Genomic DNA, 23,344 nt, shown 5'->3' on the forward strand with positions numbered 1-23,344 from the left:
CCTGCGAGGTGTGCGGCACGTGTCCTGCCGTTGTCTTGATCCACAGACGGCGGCGGTCACACCATCGTCAGCGGCCCGAAACCCTCGGCGGGGTCCGGCGTCTTCTGCCGCATCACCCTCAGACGCGCGTCGGTGCCCAGCACCGCCACCACGATGCGACCGGAGCAGTCCAGCGCGAGGGCGGGCGGACGCGCCATCAGCACGTCGTGGTCGGCCCACTCGGGCGCCGGGTCCCGGTCCTGTGTGGCGAGGACCGCGACGCTCAGGCCGTTGCGGGCGTTGCGACGCGCCAGCACGAGGGTGTCGTGCCGGTCGGTGAACTGCCGCAGCGCCGCGATGCGTCCCGTCCCGCCGTGGCCGCCGAGCCGCTCGGCGCGGGTGTGCCACCGGCCGTCGGGGCGCTGCCGTACGCACATCACCTCGCCCGAGTCCTCCTCTCTGTACACGACCGCCATGCGGGAGCGCCCGACCTGCACCGGTGTGATCCCGCCGACCGGCCGCCAGGCGTCCGGGTCGGCCTGTGTCACGCCGTCCCGCAGCCTGTACGGGCCGTACACGTCCTCCTGGTACCAGTGCAGAGCGCCGACGCGGTTCGCGGCGAACAGCTGGACGCGCCCGGTGGACTTCAGCACGGCGGTCAGGCAGTCCTGCATCCCCCGGCCGCCCAGGTCCTCCCAGGCGCCCCAACCCTCGGCGGTCTCCCGACGGGCGCTGATGCCCGCTCCGAAGTTCCGCATGAACACGTGCAGTCGCTGCGAAGGGTCGACGACGGCCTCGGGCACGCCGACCTCGCGGCAGCGCTGCCAGTCCCTCGACCCCTCGTTGGGGTTGCCGACGCTCTCCCACGAAGTCGTCGCACCGGTGTGGGCCTGCCGCCACATGCGGACGACCTCCACGTCCACCCGGCCGCCCGGCCCCGGCGTGCGGCGCATGCCCACGAGGTGCACCCCTCCGTCCCGGTCGGGCGCCACGGACAGCGCCGGAGTGAGCCGGCCGCCCGGCAGCAGTATCGGCCGGTCCCAGGTGTCGCTGCCCGGCGCGCTCTCGGTCCAGACCGCGACCCGGTCCCCGAGCACCGCGTACGCGGCGAGCCGGCCGTCGGCCTGGAGGTGCAGCCAGTCGGTGCCGCCCTCGTAGCGGGACCGGGTGCTCCACCCGTAGCGGCGGATGTCGGACCCGTCGGCGAGCTGCCGGTCGCCGCAGTACCGGCGTCGGCAGTCGTGGCCGTCGGCGGCCGTGTAGACCTCGATGACCCGCTTCTTCTCGGCCCAGGCGTGCTCGGTGAGGTTGCTGGGCGACAGCTTGTTGCCGTAGCCGACGCAGTGGCCGACGAGCGGGGGCGCCCCGCCCTCGGCGAGGTACCGGTCCAGGGCGCCCAGCGCGAACTGCGCTGTGGCGGTGTGGTCGGGGTGGTCGCTCGAGGTCGGCCCCCGGACCTCGTCCCACTCGCCGTGCCAGGGATCGGGGTCCATGGTCCAGTACTGGTCGGGCCGGGTGTGGTGGAGCAGTTCGGTCAGGCAGCGGTGCAGAGTGTCACGGCTGATCCCCTGCGCCGGGCCCAGCGGGGAATCGGCGGCGTTCAGGGTGAGCTGTGTGGCGGACCGCCCGGTCCACAGCGTGGCCAGCCTGGCGGGCGGCACGTCGGCGAAACCGTGTTCGGTGTCGACCATGCGCAGCCCGAAGAAGAACAGCTGGACGTGGGGTGCTGCCAGCAGGGTGGAGCGCTCCGCCGCCACCCCGGCAGCGAAGGAGACGGCGTCCCGCGCCCACCCGCTCTCCCGGTCGCCCGTCACCATGGCCGCGTACGCCGCGCGCAGCCCCTGCTGGCGCGCCTCGACGTAACCGGCGTAGTCCGGCGGGCTGTCCAGCCGGTGCGGGTCGCGGGTGTCGATGTTGCGACCGTCGGCCTCGGCGGCCGTCAGGTACACGCTGGTGACCCGGTGCCCCGCCTCCAGCGCGCGCTGGAGGTCGGGGTTGATGAAATACAGATCGTCGTCGGGGTGGGCGAGGACCTGGAGCAGTGAAGGGCGCGGTGTCGTACCTTCGGCGGACTGCATGGCGGCTTTCCCATCAACTGTGTCCGGCGGGCGGACTGCGGCGGGCTGTACGGGTACGGTCCGGTGGGGTGTCACAGCGGCCAGGCGGGCAGACGGCCCCGGCGGGCCAGCCGGTTGCGCGCTGAGCCGGTCTCGAACTGGCTGGGTACCGGGAAGTAGCTCGGCAGGAACGCGGCGAGGATCGCGTCCTGTTCCTCTTCGGAGACGTCGCCGTCGTGGTAGTCGTTGAGGCAGAACACGTCGTGCGGGCGCACTGTGAGGATGCGGCTGAGCCGGGGTTTGTGCTCGCTCAGGCCGATGTTGACGAAGCCGCAGGAAATGCCGGCGGGCACGCTGCGCAGGGTGTGGTGGCCCAGGTAGTGGTGGAGCGAGGAGGCCACCGACACGTCCTGGTGGCTGCGGAGCTGGTTGTGCGCGGTGACCTGGACGGCGTCGGCGTACCTCCGCTCGATGTCCGCGAGGACGGTGCGCCGCAGCGGATGCGGTGCGTGGAGGAAGGTGTGCACCAGCGTCTGCCCGAACTCCCGCTCCATCAGGGCCCGGTTGTTCTTGGCCGCCGCGACGTTGAACTCGTCCGTCTCCGCGACCGGGGCCATCGGCACGGACGTCGGAGACATGAAGTACTTGGACTGGCCGTTGCCGAGGAAGAACGCGTCGGGCTTCAGGGTGCGGCCCAGGAACACGTCGTCGTTGAAGTAGAGGAAGTGCTCGGCCAGCCCCTCGATGTGGTGCAACTGGCTCTCGATGGCGTGCGAGTTGTAGCTCGGCAGCGCGCCACGGTCACCGAAGATCTCCGTGTGGTCCACGACCCGCACGCGCGGGTGCTCGAGGTCGAGCCAGTGCGGGACCTGCTGGTCGGTGACCAGGTAGATGTTCCTTATCCAGGGCGCGTACATGTCGATGGAGCGCAGCGAGTACCGCAGCTCCTCCCGGTCCCGGAAGCGGGCCGCGCTGGTGGCCGCGTCCTCGGTCTCCATGCCGAGGGCGGCGAGGGCGGCGTTCTTGCGCTCCAGCCAGTTGACGTCCGCCCCGTCGACCCAGGTGTAGACGGCGTCCACGGGGAAGTCGATGTCTCCGTGCAGGCGGCGGGCGAACGCCTCGATGCTCGGGTAGGCGCGACCGCCCAGGGTGAGGGATCTGCGGCGCATGGCGCTCAGGGGCACCCTGTCGCCGATCAGGGTGCGGGCCGGGGCCACGAGCAGGCTCTCGGTCTCCGGGTCGGTCTCCCAGAAGGAGATGGTGCAGCCGTAGACGGCGCCCAGACGCAGCAGCCGTGAGTGCGACACGAGGTTCTGGTAGATCCGGATACCGGAGACGGCCGGGTCGGCGTGCGGGGTCACCAGTCCGGCGAGGACGGTGGCGATCGTCTTCTGACCCTCGTTGAGGATGCCGGCGTAGACCGCCGCGTCCGCGAAGTGCTCTCCCAGCGCCTTGAACACGGAGTCACGGTGCATGGCGTGCACGGCGATGGTGTGCCGGATCAGGTGGTCGCGTACCACGAGGTAGGGGATGGACGCAGACTCCAGCGCGTCGGCCGCCAGGGCCAGGTTCCGCTGGACGCCGTCCCAGGGCGACTCCCAGTCCATCACCCGGCACACCTGGCCGCCGTCCTCGACCAGTTCGCCGCGCTGGAGCAGCCGCTGCTCCACGGCGCGCTGGTCGCCGGTGCGGACGGTGGTGGCGGGGGCGGGCACGGCGGCCGCGACGATGCCGCCGGGACCGCTGTAGTAGGCGTGCACCGCCTGGCGTTCGGCCTTGGCGACGGCCCGGCGACCGCTGTCGCGTTCCGCGATCAGTTCGTGGAAGATGCGCTCCCAGTGCGCGGTGACCACGGCAGGCGCGAAGCGGCTGACGGAGGCCAGGGCGGCGGCACCCATGTCGCTGCGCAGCTCGTCGTCCTGAATGAGCAGCATCAGCGCGGAGGCGAGGGCCTCGGTGTCGCCGGGCGGGACCAGGACACCGGTCCGGCCGTCGATGACGACTTCGCGCGGGCCGTTCGGGGAGTCGTAGGAGACGACGGGGACACCGGCGGCGTGCGCCTCGGCGAGGACCAGGCCGAACGCCTCGTTGCGGGAGGTGAGGGCGGCGATGCTGGCTTTGGCCCATTCCTCGGCCAGGTGCCGGGAGTTGCCGTTGAGCTGGACGCAGTCGTGCAGTCCGAGCATGTCGATCTGCCGGCGCAGGGCACCGCTGAGCGGCCCGTCACCGAAGATCCGGAGCTGCCAGTCCGGGTGCTGCCGCGCGACGATCGCCCAGGCGGCGACGGCGTGGTCGATCTGCTTCTCAGCGACGAGCCGCCCGGCGATGATCACGGTGCGGGTCCGGAGGGTCGACCGCGGACGGAATCCGCTGGGCAGCGCGTTGGGGACGACGTCCAGCCGGGGCGCGGCGTCCCCCAGGGTCTCGGCGAACCACTCCAGCGTGCGTTCGCTGAGCACGACGAGGGCGTCCAGCCGGGCGGCGTACCGCCGCAGCGGTTCGCCACTGGTGCCGCGCAGCTCGGAGACCCGGTGCTCCTGGTGCACGGTGATGACGTGCGCCGGCGCGAAGTGGACGGCCAGCGCCATCAGCGCGGGCGTGGTCGTGACGAGCACGTCGGTGTCGGTGCTCTGGAGTGCGAGGCCGAGTTCCAGGTCCGAGAGCCGGTTGAACGCCGACTCCCAGGACCGGTCGACGATCTCGCTCGGCTGTGCCGCCAGCCCCTCCCAGACCGGGGTCTCCACCGAGGTGGGCCGCAGGGGGCAGGGGATCTCGGCGGTGAGGTCGATCAGATAGTCGACGCGGACCCGCGGATCCGGGGTGAAGAACTGCTCGGTCTTGCTCTTGAAGACGCTCAGTACGCGCACGTCGTGTCGTGCGGCCAGATCGGAAGCCTGGTTGAACACCGCCCGCTCGGTGCCACCGACCGCGTCGGCCGTGGTCAGCAGGAACGTGATCTTCATCTGTGGGTTCAGCCTGCCTCGGGCATACGCGTGCAGGTCATCCGGAGATTGCCCGCCGGGGTGTAACGGGGTTGGACGATCATGGTGGTGCGGCCCGGCGGGGTGACCGCGAGCCGGCGCATGGCGAAGACGCGCAGGGGGTTGCGTACGTCGTGCAGCCGTCGCCCCAGCCGCAGCGACAGGCCCCGTCCGTCGCACAGCCTCACGTCCCAGTGGTCGGGGCGGCTGCCTCGCGGGGCCATCCGCTCCAGCGGGACCTCGACCCGCAGGACACCGCCGCCCAGTGCGGTCACGGGCTGCTCGACCCGACGGCCGGACGCCGTGAACTCGGCCCAGGGAGCGTCGGCTCGGGTGCCGAGCACCCGGAAGTCGACGCTGACCCCGGCGTGCCCGAGGTGCACCTTGGCGACCTCGACGGCGGGCCGCGCGGCGGTGCTGGCGATCCGGGCGCTGCCCCGGAAGGAGCGGCTGAGCCGGTGTCGTTCGCCGGTCACCGGCGATGCCGCCATCGGCTTGGTCGGCCCGGCGTAGGGGACGGGCGGATCGAGCAGCACCAGCGCGAGAGTGCGGGTACGGCGTCCGGCGCGCACGCGGACGGCCAGCCGCCAGCGCCCGTCGGAGACGGGTACGCCGCCGAGTTCGGCGCCGAGCAGCACGGCGGCGTCCAGCAGGGTCTCCCCCGCCGGGCCCTGATGGAGGCGGGCCTCGGCGAGGTACCGGCGACGGCGGCGGCGCAGCACGATCTCGGCGTGCTGCGGCATCCCGGCCCAGGAGGGCAGCCGGGCGTGCAGGTTCACGGTCTGGCCGTCGAGGATGCCCGCGTAGCGGAGGACTGCGGCACGCCGTCGGCGCAGGGGGACGAAGAGGCTCATCATGAGCCGGGTGCGCACGGCGAACGCCAGGGAGCGGAGGCGGGGGCCGGGACCGCCGGCCGTGGCGTGGGCGGGAGAGGCGTTCACGAGGAGGTGGCCCCCAGCTCGCCTCGGCTCGGCCGGCGCCGGGGCAGGCGGGCCTGCCCGGGTGCCTCGTAGGGGCTGGGCACCGGGAAGTAGGCGTCCAGGAAGGTGGCGACCATGTGGGCCTGTTCTTCGGGGTCGGCGGCGGTGACCGTGTCGTTCATGCAGAAGGTGTCGAAGTTGCGGCGGGCGAGAAGGGTGTCCAGTCTGCGTTGGGCCAGCCGGTCGGCCAGGTCGACGTAGACGTAGCGGATGTCGCCCACCGTGGCGCGGGCCGAGCTGTAGGCGTAGTAGTGATGCAGCGAGGAGGCGATCGGCACGTCGCGCGGCGAGCGGAAGCGGGAGTGCTGGGTGACCTGGTGCGCCTTGTCGTAGACCTGCTCGATCTCCGCGAGGACGCTGCGCCGCAGCGCGTGCGGGGTGTGCTTCATCTTCTGGGAGATGACAGTCCCGAACTGCTGGGCTATCAGGCCTCGGCTGTTCTTTCCGGCGGCGTCGACCGGGAGGTCGCCGGCGCCGGCCCGGCCGGAGGGGATCAGGGCCTTGGACTGGAAGAACTTGGTCAGTCCATTGGGATGGAAGAAGTGTCCCGGCTCGACGGGACGGCCGAAGAACACGTCGTCGTTCAGGTAGAGGAAGTGCTCCGACAGTCCGGGAATGTGATGCAACTGGCTCTCGATGGCATGGGAGTTGAAGGTCGGCAGCGCGCTCGGGTCGGTGAAGATCTCGCGGTGGTCCACCACCCGGAGGCCGGGCACGTCCGTGCGCAGCCAGGAGGGCCTCTGTCCGGCCGTGACCAGATAGATGTCGCGCACCCAGGGTGCGTACTGGTGGATCGAGCGCAGCGAGTAGAGCAGTTCGTCCCGGCTGGTGTAACGGGAGTCGTTGGCGGCCTGCTCGTGCAGCGCGGTGGTCCCGCCCGAGGTCAGGTGACCGCGCGCGCGTTCGCGGTTCCGGCGCCATACGGGGTCGGCGTCGTCCACCCAGGTGTAGACCACGTCGATCGGGAACAGATGGTCGTCCGGCAGCGCGGCGAGGAACTCCGGCACGGTGCGGGCCTGTCCGGTGGTGTACAGCCCGGGAACTGTGCTGAATCGGTTCTGCTGCCCCCAGCAGCGGCCGGCGTCCGCCAGGATCTCCGTGGTCACCTTGTTGGGACGCGGTGCGACGAGCACGCCGTCCCGCTCGTCCCAGAACTCGACCTCGCAGCCGGATTCGGCACCGAACACCAGGTTCCCGCTGGGGTCGCAGACGATCCAGACGACGCGCAGCACCGGCTTCCCGCGCAGCGCGCGCCAGCTTGCCGCGGCGCTGCCGGGTCGCAACTGCGTCGGGTTGCCGGTACCGACGTAGCCGGGATGCTCCGCGAAGGCGAGGCGCAGCAGTTCCTCGAACCGCGCCCGCAGCCGGGCCGGTACGGCGACGCACGGCAGACGCGGGGAAGCGGTGCCGCGCACGCAGAAGTGGTCGAGTCCGCCCTCTTCGAGGAAGGAGAGCAGGAGATGGAGGTTGCGGGCGCGGGCGGCCCACTCGGTGGCTCCCGGGACCTCGACCGCGCGGAGGAACCTGCCGGCCGCCTTGACGACTCGTCGCACACCGTCGGTGGTGCTGTCCGCGTCCGCGCGGCGGCGGCCTTCCATGGCCCGGACGACCGCCGCGGAACGCACGGCGTCGGCGGAGGCGAGCGAACGCTTCACCGAGGTGCGCATCGAACCGGGGACCCGCCGCACGATCCAGCGCCGCGCTCCTACCGGAACGACAGATCGATATGTCGACACGAGCACGCTTGCCTCGGGGTTGTTCAGGCTCACCCGACTTTCACACCATCCACTTCGAACCGAAGCAGACCGCCCCGGTGACCACTCCCACCCTCAACCGCGACCGTCGCCCCCATCGCCGCCGTCACAGGACCGTCAGCCCCATCGCGTTCGCCGGATGGTGACTACGACTCACCCGAGCCTTACCAGTCACACAGAATGTTTACATCTGGTGTGCCCGCTGTCCAGAAGGGCAGAAGCGTACGGGCGTTCTTGTCATGCATCCCACACCCGTACAACCTCCTGAGCTGTACTGAGTCCGCGCCACACGGAGGTCACCCCGGCCCGATACAGGGAGAGCCGGTCATCACATAAAATGCACACAGCTCAACTGATGGGCCGTGAACAGGGGTTCACACGGGGACGCCCGATCCGCCGCACCCGGTACGCCGCGCGCCACGAACACGTCGTGTGACGCGCGCCACTGCCGCACAACGCACGCGGCCCGCTGCGGGTCTGACCCGAGCACCCAGCACTTTCCTGGCACCAGTGAACGAGGACAGCGACGCCATGACGCCCCCAGAGGCTCCCGACAGCTCAACCCCGCAGAAGGCACCACGCCGGCGCCGGACCGGACGGTGGGTCATGCTCACCCTCGCGGTGCTGGTCGTGGCCGGCGCCGGGACCGGATACGTGATGTACAGCCGGCTCGACGGCAACATCACCGGCCTCGACCTCGACAAGGCCATCGGTGACGACCGCCCCGCGAAGCTGCCCACCTCCGGGCAGAACGTGCTGGTCCTCGGCTCCGACTCGCGCGCCGGGGCCAACGCGGGGCTGGGCACCGGGCACGTCGCCGGGGCCCGATCCGACACCGCGCTGGTGATCCACATACCCGAGGGCCGCAAGCAGGCCGTGGCCGTCAGCATCCCGCGCGACACCCTCGTCACCCGCCCCGAGTGCGTCAAGGACGACGGGACGAAGCTGTCCCCGGCGAACCGCGTCATGTTCAACTCGGTCTACTCCGCGGCCGGTCCGGCCTGTGTGGTCAAGACGGTCGAGAAGATGTCGGGCGTACGGCTGGACCACTTCGTCGAGATCGACTTCGCCGGGTTCAAGGGCCTGGTCGACGCGATAGGCGGCGTGCCCGTCACCGTCGACCGCGACATCCACGACTCCTCCAGCGGCCTCGACCTCGCCGCGGGAACCCATCGCCTCGACGGCACCGAGGCGCTCCAGTTCGTCCGCACCCGGCACGGCATCGGCGACGGCAGCGACCTGGGCCGGATCGGGATGCAGCAGAAGTTCCTGATGGCCCTGCTCGCCGAGATCAAGAAGCAGGACCTGATGGGCAGCCCCACCAAGGCGTACGCCGTGGCCGACGACCTCACCACCGCGCTCACCACCGACTCCGGGCTCGCCTCCCTCACCAGGCTCGCCGAGTTCAGCCGCAGCATGAACGGCGTGGACACCTCCACCATGGAGACGATCATGCTGCCGGTCCAGTACGACACCCAGGACCCCAACCGGGTCGTGGCCGCCGAGCCGCAGGCCGAGCAGCTCTGGACGGCCCTGCGCACGGACGGCGCCATCCCCGACTCCGCCAGGAAGTCGCCCGCGCGCGGCGGCGCCACCCCGTAAGGGCGGCGCCGTCACGGGAGCGCGGGGGTCAGACCTCCCGCCAGGGCTCCAGCGCGAGCCCCGGCTCGTCCTTGCGGTGGGTGAGGAGGAGCCGTCCGGTCGACGGGGACAGCGAAGCCGCGGTCAGCCTGCCGAGGTCCGCGTCGCCCGCGAGGAAGACCCGCGCGTCCTCGGGCAGCACCGGGCCCGACTCGGCCCACCAGGCGCCCGCCGACTCCGACTCCGTGGGATACGCGGCGACGGCCACCCGGCCGCTCGCCGCGCGCTGCGCCAGCACCGTGCAGTCGTGGCCGTCGAGTCGGCAGCGCACCGCGCTCACCGGCCCGGGACCCGCCGCGGGCAGCAGCGCCACGGGCGCCCGGCCGGGACGCCAGGCGCACAGCACGCCCTCGGTGTCGGTGTAGAACACGGTCGTGCTCTGCTCCGAGGTGGCGAGCGCGGTCAGAGTGCCGGGCCGGACCCGCGCCAACAGCGAATCGGCGATGGCGACCTGCTTGCCCGGCTTCTCCTGGGTCCAGTGCACGATGCCGCCGGGCACCGCCCCGTAGACCCCGACCAGGCCGGTCTCGCCCGTCACCGCCGCCAGGCCGTTCTGGACCCGTGAGCCGTTCAGGTCGCGCCAGGGGGCCCAGCCGCCCTTCTCCCGCTGGGCGACCATGCTCAGGCCCTGGCCGCCGTTGACCACGAAGACATGGGCCCGGCCCTGGTGGTCCACCGCGACCGCCGGGTCCGACGTGACGGGTCCCCTGCCGTTGGGGTGGCCGAGCGGGGTCCAGTCCATGGCCGTGAGATCGGGCCGGTAGTGCGTGGAGTGCGTGAGGACCGCCTCGCCGCCGGCCGCCGGATGCCAGGAGACGAGGTGGGCATAGCCGTCCGCGCCCTGGCCCACCCCGAGGCCGGGACGCAGTTTCTGTTCGCCGCCCACCCTGCGCGGGGCGGTCCAGCCGCCGCCCGGCCGGTGTTCCGCCCGCGACAGGACACCGTCGTCGTTGGGGTGGTAGACACCGAGCCGGCCGTCGCGGCCGCGTATGAGCCAGTCGCCGTTCACCGCATCACCATAAGCCGCCTGTTCCGGGCTCCGGACCGCGCCCCCGCGGGGGCTCCCGTGGGACCCTGGCCCCATGGACGACGTAGCCGGTGTTCCACGTCAGGACGACCCCCTGCTGGCGATCGTGGACTGTGCCAACGTGATGGGCTCGCGGCCGGACGGGTGGTGGAAGGACCGCAAGGGGGCCGCCGAGCGGCTGCGGGACCGGCTGGCCGGTGACGGGCTGCCGGGCCGCGCCGACCCGGTGGAGATCGTGCTGGTGGTGGAGGGCGCGGCGCGCGGGGTCGAGTCGGTGCCGGGGGTATGGGTGGAGTCCGCGCCCGGCAGCGGGGACGACCGGATCGTGGAGCTGGTGGCCGGGTCCGCCGACCGGGACCGCCTGGTGGTGACCGCCGACCGCGAGCTGCGGCGCCGGGTGGGCGCGCTGGGCGCCGACGTCGCCGGTCCGCGTACGGCCCTCGGCCAGGGTCTTTCGTTCGACAACGCGGCGAGGGGGCGGCACCGGCCCCCGCGAGCCCGGCATGATCCGAACGAGAGGCCCTGAGGGCCTGTCCGGCGGATCGTGGTGCGGGGAGGCGGCGGTGCCGGTCGATCCCGGTGAGCGGGGTCCGGTGCGTCCGGGTGCGAGGCGGAGGAGGGCGTCGGCGCGGAGCGCCGGCGAGTGACGGCAACGCCGCGGACGGGCGAGCCGGGCCCCGCGTCCGCGCCACGGTCCGCCGGACAGGACCTGGAGGGGCGGCGCGGACCGGCGTCCGGCTCAGGTCGCCTTCGGGGCCTCCTCGGGCTGCTCCTCGCGGGCCAGGCGGCTGTGCGTGCGGCCGTAGAGGAAGTAGACGACGAAGCCGATCGCCATCCAGACGGCGAACCGGAGCCAGGTCTCGGCGGGCAGGTTCAGCATCAGCCACAGCGAGGCGCACACCGACACGATCGGCAGTACCGGTACCAGCGGGGTGCGGAAGGCGCGGGGCAGGTCGGGGCGGGTCTTGCGCAGGATGATCACGCTGATCGCCACCACGATGAACGCGAACAGGGTGCCGATGTTGACCAGTTCGGCCAGTTCGCTGAGGCTGGTGAAGCCCGCGATGATCGCGATGATCACGCCCAGCAGGATGGTCGGCCGGTGCGGTGTGCGGAAGCGCGGGTGGACGCGGGAGAAGAAGCGGGGCAGCAGTCCGTCGCGGCTCATGGCGAAGAACACCCGCGTCTGACCGAGCAGCAGGATCATGCACACCGTCGTCAGGCCGACGGCGGCGCCGAAGCTGATGATGCCCGCGAACCACGGATGCCCGAGCGACTTGAACGCGTCCGCCAGCGGTGCCTCCACCGACAGCTCGGTGTACTTCTGCATGCCGGTGACGACCAGGGACACCGCCACGTACAGCACCGTGCAGATGAAGAGCGAGCCGAGGATGCCGCGCGGCATGTCCCGCTGCGGGTTGCGGGTCTCCTCGGCGGCGGTGGCGACGATGTCGAAGCCGATGAACGCGAAGAACACCACCGAGGCGGCGGTGAAGATGCCCATCACGCCGAAGTTGGCCGGGGCCCAGCCGAACATGAGCTGGATCAGCGGGGCCTTGAGGCTGGCGCCCGCCTCCTGCGGCTGGGCCGGCGGGACGAACGGCTTGTAGTTGTGGCCGCTCACGAAGAAGGCGCCCGCCACGATCACGATGAGGACGACGACCACCTTGATGGCGACGACGGCCGAGGTGATCCGGGCGGACAGCTTCATGCCGACCACGAGCACGCAGGTGAGCAGCAGCACCAGGGCCGCCGCCAGGATGTCGAAGCCGAACCCGCTCGCACCGTCCCGCCCGGACAGGTAGGCCGGCAGGTGCCAGCCCCAGCTGTCGAACAGCGACCGGATGTACCCGGACCAGCCGACCGCCACCACCGCCGTGCCCAGCGCGAACTCCAGCACCAGGTCCCAGCCGATGGTCCAGGCGGGCAGCTCACCGAGCGAGGCGTACGAGAAGGTGTACGCCGACCCCGCCACCGGGACGGTCGAGGCGAACTCGGCGTAGCAGAGCGCGGCCAGGCCGCAGACCACACCGGCGACGGCGAAGGAGATGGCCACCGCCGGGCCCGCGTTGTTCTTCGCCACCTGGCCGGTCAGCACGAAGATGCCGGTGCCGATGATGACGCCGACACCGAACACGGTCAGGTCGAGGGCGGAGAGGGACTTCTTGAGCGAGTGCTCAGGTTCCTCTGTGTCCCGGATGGACTGCTCGACGTTCTTCGTACGGAAGAGCGTGCTCACACGTACCTACCTCCCACGCTTGTCGTCCTCGACATGATCGAGAGGGACGGGGTGCGGGTGCCCCGGCAATGGCAGGTTCACGCAAGCCGGCCGGTTCCGCCACCCGGGGAGGTGGCGGAACCGGCCGGTCCCTGTGGCGTTCGGGTGGCTACTCGCGCGCCGACTCCACCGAGTCCATGGCCTCCGCGCCCTGGCCGAAGCGGCCGTCGATCCTGGCGACCAGACCGGTGACCTGGCGGGCGATGTCCGGAGCGGTCAGCCCGATCTCGGCCATGACCTCGGCGCGCGAGGCGTGGTCGAGGAAGCGGGGCGGGATGCCGAAGTCGCGCAGCGGCACGTCCACGCCCGCGTCCCGCAGCGCCTGGGCGACCGCGGAGCCGACACCGCCGACGCGGCTGTTGTCCTCGACGGTGACGACGACCCGGTGCCGCTCGGCGAGCGGGGCCATCGCCTCGTCCACCGGCTTGACCCAGCGGGGGTCGACCACGGTGGTGGAGATGCCCTGCTTGTCCAGCAGCGTGGCGATCTCCAGGCACATCGGGGCGAGCGCACCCACGGACACCAGCAGCACGTCCGGGCGCTCGGTGCCCGGCTCGCGCAGCACGTCCATCCCGCCCACCCGGCGTACGGCCGGCACGGCGGGGCCGACGGCGCCCTTGGAGAAGCGGACCACGGTCGGCGCGTCCTCGACCGCGACGGCCTCGCGCAGCTGGGCGCGGACCTGGTCGGCGTCGCGCGGGGCGGCGAGCCTGAGGCCGGGCACGACCTGGAGGATCGACATGTCCCACATGCCGTTGTGGGAGGCGCCGTCGGTGCCGGTGACACCGGCGCGGTCCAGGACGAAGGTCACCCCGCACCTGTGCAGGGCGACGTCCATCAGGACCTGGTCGAAGGCGCGGTTGAGGAAGGTGGCGTACACCGCGAAGACCGGGTGCACCCCGCCGTGCGCGAGGCCGGCCGCGGAGACGGCGCCGTGCTGCTCGGCGATGCCGACGTCGTACACCCGCTCGGGGAAGCGCTTGGCGAACTTGTCCAGGCCGACCGGCTGGAGCATGGCCGCGGTGATCGCGACGATGTCCTCTCGCTCCTCGCCGAGCTTCACCATCTCCTCGCCGAACACGGAGGTCCAGTCGGCGCCGGAGGACGCGATGGGCAGGCCGGTGTCGGGGTGGATCTTGCCCACCGCGTGGAAGCGGTCGGCCTCGTCCTGGAGGGCGGGCTGGTAGCCGCGGCCCTTCTCGGTGAGGCAGTGCACGATCACCGGGCCGCCGAACCGCTTGGCGCGCGCCAGCGCCGACTCCAGCGCCTCGATGTCGTGGCCGTCGATCGGGCCGACGTACTTCAGGCCGAGGTCCTCGAACATGCCCTGCGGGGCGATGAAGTCCTTCAGGCCCTTCTTGGCGCCGTGCAGGGTGTCGTAGAGCGGGCGGCCCACGACCGGGGTGCGGTCCAGCAGGTCCTTGGTGCGGGCGAGGAAGCGCTCGTAGCCGTCGCTGGTGCGCAGGGTGGCGAGGTGGTTGGCGAGGCCGCCGATGGTGGGCGCGTAGGAGCGCTCGTTGTCGTTGACGACGATGACGAGCGGGCGGTCCTTGGCCTCGGCGATGTTGTTCAGCGCCTCCCAGGCCATGCCGCCGGTCAGCGCGCCGTCGCCGATGACGGCGACCACGCGGTCGTCGGACTTCTTCAGCTCGTTGGCCTTGGCGATGCCGTCGGCCCAGCCCAGCACCGTGGAGGCGTGGCTGTTCTCGATGACGTCGTGCTCGGACTCGCTCTGCGCCGGGTAGCCGGAGAGGCCGCCCTTCATCTTCAGGCGGGAGAAGTCCTGGCGCCCGGTGAGGAGCTTGTGGACATAGGACTGGTGCCCGGTGTCCCACAGCACCTTGTCGGCGGGCGAGTGGAAGACCCGGTGCAGGGCGATGGTCAGCTCCACCACACCGAGGTTGGGTCCGAGGTGACCGCCGGTCTTGGACACGGCCTCCACGAGGAAGGTCCGGATCTCCTCAGCAAGCTGGTTCAGCTCCTCCAGGCTGAGCCGGTCCAGATCGCGCGGTCCCGTGATGCGGGTCAGCAGCGGCACCCGTGCCTCCTTGCAAGTATGAGCTGATCGAGCTGTTGCCGGGCTTGATGAGTCTAATGTTCCGCCCCGGCTGCCGACGGCCGGGCGGTGCCCCCGCGGTCATACGAACGGCCGCATCTCCGGGGGACGGGGGTGCGACCAGGGAAAACGCAGGAGCCCGGCGCTCCATCGCGCCGGGCTCCTGCCAAGCCTGCCGGGCTTACGCGCGGCCGGCCGACTTCTGGGTCTTGCGGGTCACCGCGTCGATGACGACGGTCGCCAGCAGGACGCCACCGGTGATCATGTACTGCACCGGGGAGGGGATGCCCTGGAGGGCCAGGCCGTACTGGATCGAGACGATGACCAGCACACCGAGGAGCGCGTTCCAGGTGCGGCCGCGGCCGCCGAAGAGGGAGGTGCCGCCGATGACGGCCGCCGCGATGGCGTTCATCAGGAGGTCACCGCCGCCCGCGCCCTGGTTGGCGGAGGCGATCTTGGAGGCGATGAACAGACCGCCCAGCGCCGCGAAGGTGCCGGAGACGGCGAACACCGAGATGCGGACCAGGTCCACGTTGATACCGGCACGGCGGGACGCCTCGACGCTGCCGCCGAGCGCGAACACCTTGCGGCCGTAGGCCGTGCGGCGCAGCACGAAGTCCGTGACGAAGAGGACCGCGACGAAGATCACGACCGCCAGCGGCAGACCCTTGTACTGGTTGAAGACGATCGCCACGGCGAAGGAGACCACGCCCAGCAACACGGTGCGCAGGACGATCTCGCTCAGCGGCTTCGACGGCACCCCGGCGGCGTCACGGCGCTTGTTGCCGAGGAAGGAGCTGACGAAGAACAGCACCGTCACCACGGCGGCCAGCCCGTAGGCGGCGGCCACGTCGGAGAAGTAGTAGCTGGTCAGGTTGGCGACCAGGCCGTCGCTGTTCAGGTTGATCGTGCCGTTGTCGCCCAGGACCTTGAGCATCAGGCCGTTCCAGAACAGCAGTCCCGCCAGGGTGACGGCGAAGGCCGGCACACCGATCTTGGCGAAGAAGAAGCCCTGGATGGCACCGGCGACGGTGCCCGTGAGGATGGCCAGCACGAAGGCCAGCACCTCGTTCATGCCGTGGGTGATGTTCAGGACCGCGAAGGTCGCGCCCGCGACACCGGAGAGGGAGCCGACCGAGAGGTCGATCTCGCCGAGCAGCAGGACGAACACGATACCGACGGCGATCATGCCCGTGCCGACCATGGCTACGGAGATGTCGGAGAGGTTGCCCGCGGTGAGGAAGTTGGAGTTCAGGCTCTGGAAGATGATCCAGATGACGACGAGTCCGACCACGACGGGCATCGAGCCCAGGTCGCCGGCCTTCATCTTGCGCTTGAACTCGCCCACGTAGCCCGCGAGTCCCTGCTCGCGCACCAGCAGCCGGGGGTCGACGGCGACACCGGCGCCGGGGGCGGCCTCCGGGTTCACCGCGGCGGCGTCGCCCGCGGGGGTGGAGGTCTTCTCGATGCTCACTTCTTGATCTCCCCATTGGTGCGCGCCGCACGACGGGTGACGGCATTGTCCGAGGCGCCGGTGATGGCGGAGATGATCTCTTCCTGCGAGGTCGACTTGACCTCGAAGACGCCGTTGTTGCGGCCCAGGCGCAGCACGGCCACCTTGTCGGCGACCGCCTTGACGTCGGCCATGTTGTGGCTGATGAGGATCACGGCGTGGCCGCGCTCCCGCAGCCGCTCGACCAGGTCGAGGACCTGGGCGGTCTGCTCGACGCCGAGTGCGGCGGTCGGCTCGTCGAGGATGACCAGCTTGGGCTCGCCGAGCATGGAGCGGGCGATGGCCACGACCTGGCGCTGACCGCCGGAGAGCGAGGCGATCGGGATACGGACGCTGGGGATGCGGATCGAGAGCTGGTCCAGCAGCTCACGCGAGCGCCGCTCCATCTCGACCTCGTCCAGGACGCCCGCGCGGCGGATCTCCCGGCCCAGGTAGAGGTTGCCGACGACATCGATGTTGTCGCACAGCGCGAGGTCCTGGTACACCGTCGCGATGCCCAGGTTCTGGGCGTCGTGCGGCTTGTTGACCTGGACGGATTTGCCGTCCCATTCGATGACACCCTCATCGATGGGGTGCACGCCGGCGATCGTCTTGACCAGCGTGGACTTTCCGGCACCGTTGTCGCCCACCAGGGCGACCACCTCACCGGCGTGGACCTCCAGCGTGACATCGGTGAGCGCCTGGACGGCACCGAATCGCTTGGAGACTCCGCGCAACGCCAGCACGGGCGTAGCGGACACGTGAACCATCTCCTTCGCCGCCTGACCCGGCGGGAGGTTGTGCAGAAGTTTGGGGGAATTCCGTCCGGCGCCCCGCGCCGAGCTTGCGGGGCTGTGTGATGCGCGGGGCGCCGGAGGAGCCTGAGCGGGCCTCACCGTCCCGCCGGCGGGAATCCGGTCGGCGGGGGAGAGAAGGGACCCGTCGGTGTTAGTTGAGGCCGGCCTTGGCGCAGGCGGCCTTGTACTGGGCGGTGCAGATGTCGGCCACCTTGTAGACGCCGTCCTTGATGACGGTGTCCTTGATGTTGTCCTTGGTCAGCGAGGTGACCGGGACGAGGATCGACGGGACGGCCTTGGTGGTGGGGCTGTCGACCTTGTCCTTGGCGACGGAGTCGAGCGACTTGCCCTGCGCCAGGCTGACGGCCATCTCCGCGGCGGCGTCGGCCTCCGGGGCGTACGGCTTGTAGACGCTCATGTACTGGGCGCCGGAGACGATGCGCTGCACACCGGCGAGCTCGGCGTCCTGGCCGGTGACCGGGATGTTGGCGATGCCCGCGGACTTGAGGGCGGTGATGATACCGCCGGCCATGCCGTCGTTGGCCGAGTAGACGCCGATGATGTTCTTCTTACCCAGGGCCGAGATGGCGCCCTCCATGTTGGAGTTGGCGTTCTCCGGCTTCCACTCCTTGGTGTCGTACTCCTTGCCGACGTTCACCTTGCCGTCGAGGACGTCGTGCGCGCCCTTGCGGAACTGCGCGGCGTTCGGGTCCGTGGAGGAGCCGTTCATCATGACGATCTTGCCGGACTTGGCCTTGGAGCCCAGGGCCTTCAGGAGGGCCTCGCCCTGCGTCTTGCCGACGGTCTCGTTGTCGAACGAGGTGTAGGCGTCGATCGGGCCCTGCGCCAGGCGGTCGTAGGCGACGACCGGGATGCCGGCGTCCTTGGCCTTCTGCACCGAGTTCTTGATCGCAGCGGCGTCGACCGCGTCGATGATCAGGACGTCCACCTTGTTGGTGATCATGGTGTCGACCTGCTGGTTCTGCTGGGTCGCGTCCTGCTTGGCGTTGGCGTAGACGACCTTGCCCTTGCCGTTCGTCAGCTCCGAGACCTTCTTCTCGATGAGCGGACGGTCGAACTTCTCGTAACGCGCGGTCTGGTTCTCCGGCAGGAGCAGGCCGACCGTGATCGCGTCGCCCTTCTTCTTGCTGTCAGCCGACTTGTCGGCACCGCCACCCGACTCCTTGGCACTGCCACAGGCGGCCAGCGAGACGGCCATGGCACCAGCAGCAACGGCGAAGGCCGCACGACGCATACGCGTGTTCACTTCAGAAACCTCCCTGACGAGGCCGCGTCGTTGCGGCCGAGGTGGCTGGAAGTCAACTCGGCCACGCGTTCGGCGTCAAGAAGTAAATCCTTAACGAGATGGCAACGGTGCCATCCGTTATCTAAGTGAAGGCAGGAGCGACCACGGGCAGCGAGGCCGTGGCAGAACCGTCGAGCAGGGTCGAATCGCCCATTTCGCTCAGCGCCAGCGCGAGTGCGCCGAGCACCTCCGCGCGGCCGCCAAGTGCCCCTGGAAGTACGGACAGTTGACGTCCGGCGCTGGGGATCGCGTAGCGTCCCACGGACTCCCTGATGGGGGCCAGCACCAGCTCCCCGGCCTCGGCCAGATCGCCGCCCAGGACGACCCGGCTCGGGTTCAGCAGATTGCACAGGTTGGCCACGCCGCTGCCGATGTGCCGGCCCACGTCGGCGATGACACGACGGCAGCCGGGGTCGCCGTCCCGGGCCAGACGGACGACGCCCTCCATGGTCAGGGCGCTGCCGTGGCTCGCCTGGAGCAGCGGCAGGACGTACCGGGCGGCGGTGAAGGTCTCCAGGCAGCCGCGGTTGCCGCAGCGGCACACCGGGCCCCCCTCGTCCAGGGTGATGTGCCCGATCTCCCCGGCCGTCCCGCCGGGCCCGCGGTAGATCTGGCCGTTGATCACCAGGCCGGCGCCGACGCCGCTGGCCACCTTGATGTAGGCCAGGTCGCGCACGCCCTTGCCGCTGCCCCAGACCAGCTCGCCGAGGGCGCCCAGGTTGGCGTCGTTGTCCACGTGCACGGGCACGCCGAGCCGCTCACGCAGCTCCTCGGCGGGCCGGGTGCCGCTCCAGCCGGGCAGGATCGAGGTGGAGCCCAGGGTGCCCGACTCCACGTCGATGGGCCCCGGTACGCCGAGCCCGACCCCGGCCACCTTGCCCCGGTCCACGCCGGTGGCGGCGATCAGCCGCTCGACCAGCTCCTCGGCGCGGTCGAACCCCTGCGTCGAGGAGGCGTCCACGTCGAGCGGCTCGGACTCCTCGGCGAGCACCTGATGGGCCAGGTTGCCGATGGCCACGCGCAGGTGGGTGTGGCCGAAGTCGATCCCGACCACTATTCCGGCGTCCCCGCTGAGCGAGACGCTGCGGGCCCGGCGCCCGCCCGCCGAGGTGGGCGTGACCTCCACGGTCCCGCCGTCCTTCAGCTCACGCACGATATTGGAGACCGTCGCGGCGGACAGGCCGGTCGTACGGGCGATCTCCGCCTGCGTGAGCGACCCGGCCAGCCGCACCGCCCGTACGACTCGTTCCAGGTTGGCTCGGTGCAGCGACGACTGCGACCCCGGAGTCTCCATCGACCCATCCACTCCCGACATCGGCGGGCGGCCCCATCGCCGCCCGTGGCCCAGGTCACATCTGCGGAACCGGGCCACTTACAAGTTATGAACTCCAAGCTCTGCTGAAGGGGTAACCGCAGTCAAGTCCTTGACGAAAATCACTGACTCCCGTCTTCATCCGACGCCCCTCCCCCGAGTGGGTTTCGCCGCGTGACGAGTCTGTGACCAGGAGTGGCTTCACGGGCTGACAGCGGGGTTCGCACGGGGTGAGCGGTAACGATCGCAAAGTGACCGCCGGTGTCCGGACGTGCGACGGCCCCGGTGGGGCGCACCGGGGCCGGTTCGGCCGGGGACCTCGCGTTACTTCACCGCGCCCGCAGTCAGCCCCGCGACCACCTGCCGCTGGAAGACGACGTACGCGGCCAGCACCGGCAGCATCGCCATCACCAGGCCCGCGAAGAGGCCGGACCAGTCGCCCTTGTAGCCCTGGCTGACGGCGAGTTGGACGAGGCCCTGGGTGAGCACCTTCTTGTCCGGGTCGGTGTTCAGCACCGTCGGCAGCATGTACTGGTTCCACTGGCCGAGGAAGTTGAAGATGCCCACGCTGATCAGGCCGGGCCTGGCCATGGGGAGCATGATCTGGAAGAAGGTCCGGCTGTGCGAGGCGCCGTCCACGAAGGCCGCTTCCGCCACCGAAGTGGGCAGAGTACGGAAGAAGGCGGTCAGGAAGAAGACCGTGAACGGCAGCGAGTAGGCGATGTAGACCAGGATCAGTCCGTGGATCGTGTTCAGCATCCCCATGTTGTTCACGACGTAGAACAACGGCACCAGCGCGAGCATGATCGGGAAGCTCATGCCGCCGACGAACAGGTAGTAGATGAAGCGGTTGCCCGGGAAGTCGAAGCGGGCCAGCACGTAGGCCGCCATGGAGCCGAGCACCAGGGTGCCGATCAGTGAACCTCCCACCACCAGAACGGTGTTGAGGAAGTAGTCGCTCATGTGGGCCTGGGACCAGGCGCGGGACCAGTTGTCGAAGTGCAGCGTGTCCGGCAGCGCCCAGGGCGAGCCGAAGATGGAGCTGTCGTCCTTGAACGAGGTCATCACCGCCCACAGCAGCGGCAGCACGACCATGATCGCCCAGATGACCAGCACGCCGTGCGAGAAGACGTTGAGGACGGAGCCCTCGGACCGGCGGGGGGCGCGGGGGCGGGGCGGGACCGCGTCGGTCTTCACGACGGGCGCGGTGGGCGGGACGGGGGCGTCGGTGGTTGTCATGGGGCTCAGTACTCCAGCCGCTCGCGGCGGCCCAGCCGCATCACGATCGCGGCGAACGCGAGCGTGACGGCCAGCAGGGCGACGCCGATGGTGGTGGCGTAGGCGGCCTGACCGTCCCGGAACGCCTTCTGGTACACGTACAGGACCAGCACCGTGGTCGAGTAGTCGGGGCCGCCCGGGCCGGTCGTCATGATCTGCACGACGGCGAACGACTCGGCGCCCAGCGCGAGGATGCCCATGTAGACCCAGCCGGACTGCACGGTGTCCCACAGCAGCGGCAGGGTGACGCGGAAGAAGGTGGTCGCGCGGCCGGCCCCGTCCAGCAGCGCGGCCTCGTACAGTTCGGCCGGGATCGAGGCCATGCCCGCGCTGAACAGCACCACGAAGAAGCCGGTGGTGGACCAGACGAGCACCGCCATCACGCACCACAGCGCGAGGCTCGGATCACCGAGCCAGAGCGGCTGCAGGCTGTCCAGGCCGATGCCGCGCAGGAACGAGTTGATCGCGCCGCTGTCCGGGTTGTAGGCGAAGGCGAAGAGCAGGGCCACGATGGCGATCGAGAGCACCTGCGGAAAGAAATAGACGATCTTGTAGAAGCCGGACCCGCGCACTCCGGTGACGACCGGTCCGCCCTTTCGGTGCCGGCCGCCCACATTGATCATGAAAGCGAAGAACAGGGCCATGCCGAGCGTCACCAGCGGCAGCAGCAGTGCGAAGAGCAGGCTGTGCGTCAACGACTTCCAGAAGATGTCGTCGTGGAGCATCCGGGTGTAGTTGTCGGTTCCGACCATGCTGAATTCGGGGCTCAGGCCGGTCCAGTCCGTGAACGAGTAGTAGATGGACTGGATGAAAGGCCAGATCACGAAGAGTGCGTAGAGCCCGAGCGGGGCCGCGAGGAACCCCGTGATGAACCCGTACTTGCCGTGCTGCATTGCCGGACGACCCCGTTCCTGGGACACGTGCTGCCGCTGGTGACGAACCCGTGAGGGGTGTTACCTGTGCTTGTAGTGCTTGATGGAGGTGTCCTTGGCGGCCTCGTCGGCGAAGCCCTGGATCTTCTTGACCGTCTCGGCCGGGGTGAGGCGGCCGGCCATCATCTCGCCGAGGCCGCCGACGCCGATCTTCTCCTTCTCCAGCTGGACGTACCAGTCCGGGATGCGCGGGTTCACCACGTTGTCCCCGGCCTTGTCCAGCGCCGCGACGCCCGCCTTCAGACCGGGCGTCAGCTCGATGCCGTCGATGCCGCCGTTGAGCGCGGAGAGCGACTTCACCTTGGAGGTGAAGTTCCGCGAGGACGCCTCGGAGAGCATGACGCGCAGCTGCTCCATGCCGCCCTCGGCGTTGGCCGCCTTGGCCGGCACGACGAAGGGCTCACCGCCGGAGGCCCAGATGGTGCCGAAGGGCATCTTGTCGGAGCCGTCCAGCCCGGTGGGCGCCGAGACCGCCAGGTCGAAGTCCGCCGGGATGACGTTGGCCGACTCGTTCTCCACCCAGGAGCCGTTCGGTATGAACAGCGCCTTGCCCTTGGCCCACGCGGTCTGCGACTGGATGTGGTCCAGGCCGGGTGTGCCGCGCAGGATGTAGCCCTTCTGGAACAGCTCGTAGTACGCCTCGAAACACGCCTTGACGGCCGGGTGCTTCCAGGCGTTGGGCTCCAGGTTGTCGATCGCGTCCAGCACCTCGCGGCCGCCGACCTTGGCGATCATCGGGTAGAGCGAGAAGGGCAGGTAGTACGGGTACTTGCCCGCGTAGGTCCAGCCCGCGATGCCCTTCTTCTTGGCCTTGGCGCAGACCTTGAGCATGTCGTCCCAGGTCTCGGGGTACTTCTCGTCCAGCCCGTCCAGGGCCTTCTGGGAGTACCAGACGCCGTACACGGTGTAGGCGTAGTTGAGGATCCACACCGGGTCGCCGTCGAACTGGCCCATCTCCACGATGCCCGGCCGCAGGGTGTCGCGGACCTTCTTGGACGGGTCGTCCCAGGACGGCGCGTCCAGCAGCGGGGTGAGGTCGGTGAGCTGCTTCTTGCCGACCAGGACGCCCATGTCCATCTGCTCGGCGCCGGAGTTGTCGATGAGGTCCGGCGGGTCGCCCTGGTTGAAGCGGGGCTGGAGGGTGGACTGGATCTTCTGGGTGGCGGAGAACTTCACCTGGGCCTTGGGGAAGGCCTTCTCGTACAGCTTCACCGCGTCCTCGGCGTACTCCTTGCCGAAGCCGCCGTCGAAGAGGACGAAGTCCAGCTTGGCGGTTTCGTTGACGCCCAGCGGGTTCTTCCCGGTCTTCTTGCCCGCCTTCGCCTTGTCCTGCCCGTCGCCGCCGCTGCTCGCGCAGGCCGACAGCAGCCCCATTCCGGGGGCGGCCACCAGGCCGAGCGCCGCGGTGCGCTTGATCAGATCACGACGGCCGACGCCCTCGCTGCCATGCTGTCCGGTGGAACCCATGCTCAAG

15 protein-coding genes and 1 pseudogene are annotated in these 23,344 nt (G+C 70.2%); 2 read left to right on the forward strand and 14 right to left on the reverse strand.

Going from position 1 to position 23,344, the window contains the following annotated elements; translation table 11 throughout:
- Positions 1 to 56 precede the first annotated feature (56 nt).
- From ACWCV3_RS14650 to ACWCV3_RS14665, 4 genes are all read right to left on the reverse strand, one after another.
- Complete coding sequence (locus ACWCV3_RS14650) at positions 57 to 2,057, reverse strand: PIG-L family deacetylase (protein ID WP_451223068.1); 2,001 nt, start codon at positions 2,055 to 2,057, stop codon at positions 57 to 59.
- A 71-nt stretch (positions 2,058 to 2,128) separates the two neighbouring features.
- The gene (locus tag ACWCV3_RS14655) at positions 2,129 to 4,999 is read right to left on the reverse strand and encodes a stealth conserved region 3 domain-containing protein (protein ID WP_451223070.1); all 2,871 of its coding nucleotides are present in this window, start codon (positions 4,997 to 4,999) and stop codon (positions 2,129 to 2,131) included.
- A gap of 8 nt (positions 5,000 to 5,007) precedes the next feature.
- Positions 5,008 to 5,874: a hypothetical protein gene (locus tag ACWCV3_RS14660; protein WP_451223244.1), complete on the reverse strand. Its 867-nt coding sequence runs from the start codon at positions 5,872 to 5,874 to the stop codon at positions 5,008 to 5,010.
- An 80-nt stretch (positions 5,875 to 5,954) separates the two neighbouring features.
- On the reverse strand, positions 5,955 to 7,664 hold the full coding sequence (locus tag ACWCV3_RS14665; RefSeq protein WP_451223246.1) for a stealth family protein: 1,710 nt from the start codon (positions 7,662 to 7,664) through the stop codon (positions 5,955 to 5,957).
- A gap of 618 nt (positions 7,665 to 8,282) precedes the next feature.
- Between ACWCV3_RS14665 and ACWCV3_RS14670 the strand changes: the two genes are divergently transcribed.
- The gene (locus tag ACWCV3_RS14670; protein ID WP_451223248.1) at positions 8,283 to 9,353 is read left to right on the forward strand and encodes an LCP family protein; all 1,071 of its coding nucleotides are present in this window, start codon (positions 8,283 to 8,285) and stop codon (positions 9,351 to 9,353) included.
- A gap of 28 nt (positions 9,354 to 9,381) precedes the next feature.
- On the opposite strand, the gene ACWCV3_RS14675 is transcribed toward ACWCV3_RS14670, so the two are convergent.
- The gene (locus tag ACWCV3_RS14675; RefSeq protein WP_451223072.1) at positions 9,382 to 10,401 is read right to left on the reverse strand and encodes a hypothetical protein; all 1,020 of its coding nucleotides are present in this window, start codon (positions 10,399 to 10,401) and stop codon (positions 9,382 to 9,384) included.
- Positions 10,402 to 10,474: 73 nt separating this feature from the next.
- Here ACWCV3_RS14675 and ACWCV3_RS14680 point away from each other — a divergent pair.
- Positions 10,475 to 10,861: pseudogene (locus tag ACWCV3_RS14680) on the forward strand (NTP pyrophosphohydrolase); the annotation flags it as partial.
- A gap of 297 nt (positions 10,862 to 11,158) precedes the next feature.
- On the opposite strand, the gene ACWCV3_RS14685 reads toward ACWCV3_RS14680, so the two are convergent.
- The 9 genes from ACWCV3_RS14685 to ngcE form a co-directional block, all read right to left on the reverse strand.
- Complete coding sequence (locus ACWCV3_RS14685; protein ID WP_451223074.1) at positions 11,159 to 12,658, reverse strand: amino acid permease; 1,500 nt, start codon at positions 12,656 to 12,658, stop codon at positions 11,159 to 11,161.
- A 148-nt stretch (positions 12,659 to 12,806) separates the two neighbouring features.
- On the reverse strand, positions 12,807 to 14,735 hold the full coding sequence (dxs, locus tag ACWCV3_RS14690) for a 1-deoxy-D-xylulose-5-phosphate synthase (protein WP_451223076.1): 1,929 nt from the start codon (positions 14,733 to 14,735) through the stop codon (positions 12,807 to 12,809).
- Positions 14,736 to 14,934: 199 nt separating this feature from the next.
- Entirely contained in the window at positions 14,935 to 16,227 is a 1,293-nt protein-coding gene (locus ACWCV3_RS14695; RefSeq protein ID WP_451223078.1) for a sugar ABC transporter permease, read from the reverse strand.
- Positions 16,224 to 17,015, reverse strand: coding sequence for an ATP-binding cassette domain-containing protein (locus tag ACWCV3_RS14700; protein WP_031181620.1), 792 nt, complete (start codon positions 17,013 to 17,015; stop codon positions 16,224 to 16,226). Before ACWCV3_RS14700 ends, ACWCV3_RS14695 begins: the two co-directional genes overlap by 4 nt.
- A gap of 178 nt (positions 17,016 to 17,193) precedes the next feature.
- Entirely contained in the window at positions 17,194 to 18,297 is a 1,104-nt protein-coding gene (locus ACWCV3_RS14705) for a sugar ABC transporter substrate-binding protein (RefSeq protein ID WP_451223250.1), read from the reverse strand.
- Positions 18,298 to 18,430: 133 nt separating this feature from the next.
- On the reverse strand, positions 18,431 to 19,642 hold the full coding sequence (locus tag ACWCV3_RS14710; protein WP_451223080.1) for an ROK family transcriptional regulator: 1,212 nt from the start codon (positions 19,640 to 19,642) through the stop codon (positions 18,431 to 18,433).
- Positions 19,643 to 19,984: 342 nt separating this feature from the next.
- Complete coding sequence (locus tag ACWCV3_RS14715) at positions 19,985 to 20,899, reverse strand: carbohydrate ABC transporter permease (RefSeq protein ID WP_451223082.1); 915 nt, start codon at positions 20,897 to 20,899, stop codon at positions 19,985 to 19,987.
- 5 nt (positions 20,900 to 20,904) lie between these two features.
- Positions 20,905 to 21,831, reverse strand: coding sequence for a carbohydrate ABC transporter permease (locus ACWCV3_RS14720; protein ID WP_451223084.1), 927 nt, complete (start codon positions 21,829 to 21,831; stop codon positions 20,905 to 20,907).
- A 60-nt stretch (positions 21,832 to 21,891) separates the two neighbouring features.
- Positions 21,892 to 23,337 carry an N-acetylglucosamine/diacetylchitobiose ABC transporter substrate-binding protein gene (ngcE, locus tag ACWCV3_RS14725; protein ID WP_451223086.1) on the reverse strand — a complete coding sequence of 482 codons (1,446 nt, stop codon included), beginning with the start codon at positions 23,335 to 23,337 and terminating at the stop codon, positions 21,892 to 21,894.
- Between the last annotated feature and the right edge of the window lie 7 nt (positions 23,338 to 23,344).

The organism is Streptomyces sp. NPDC001781, assembly GCF_053596035.1.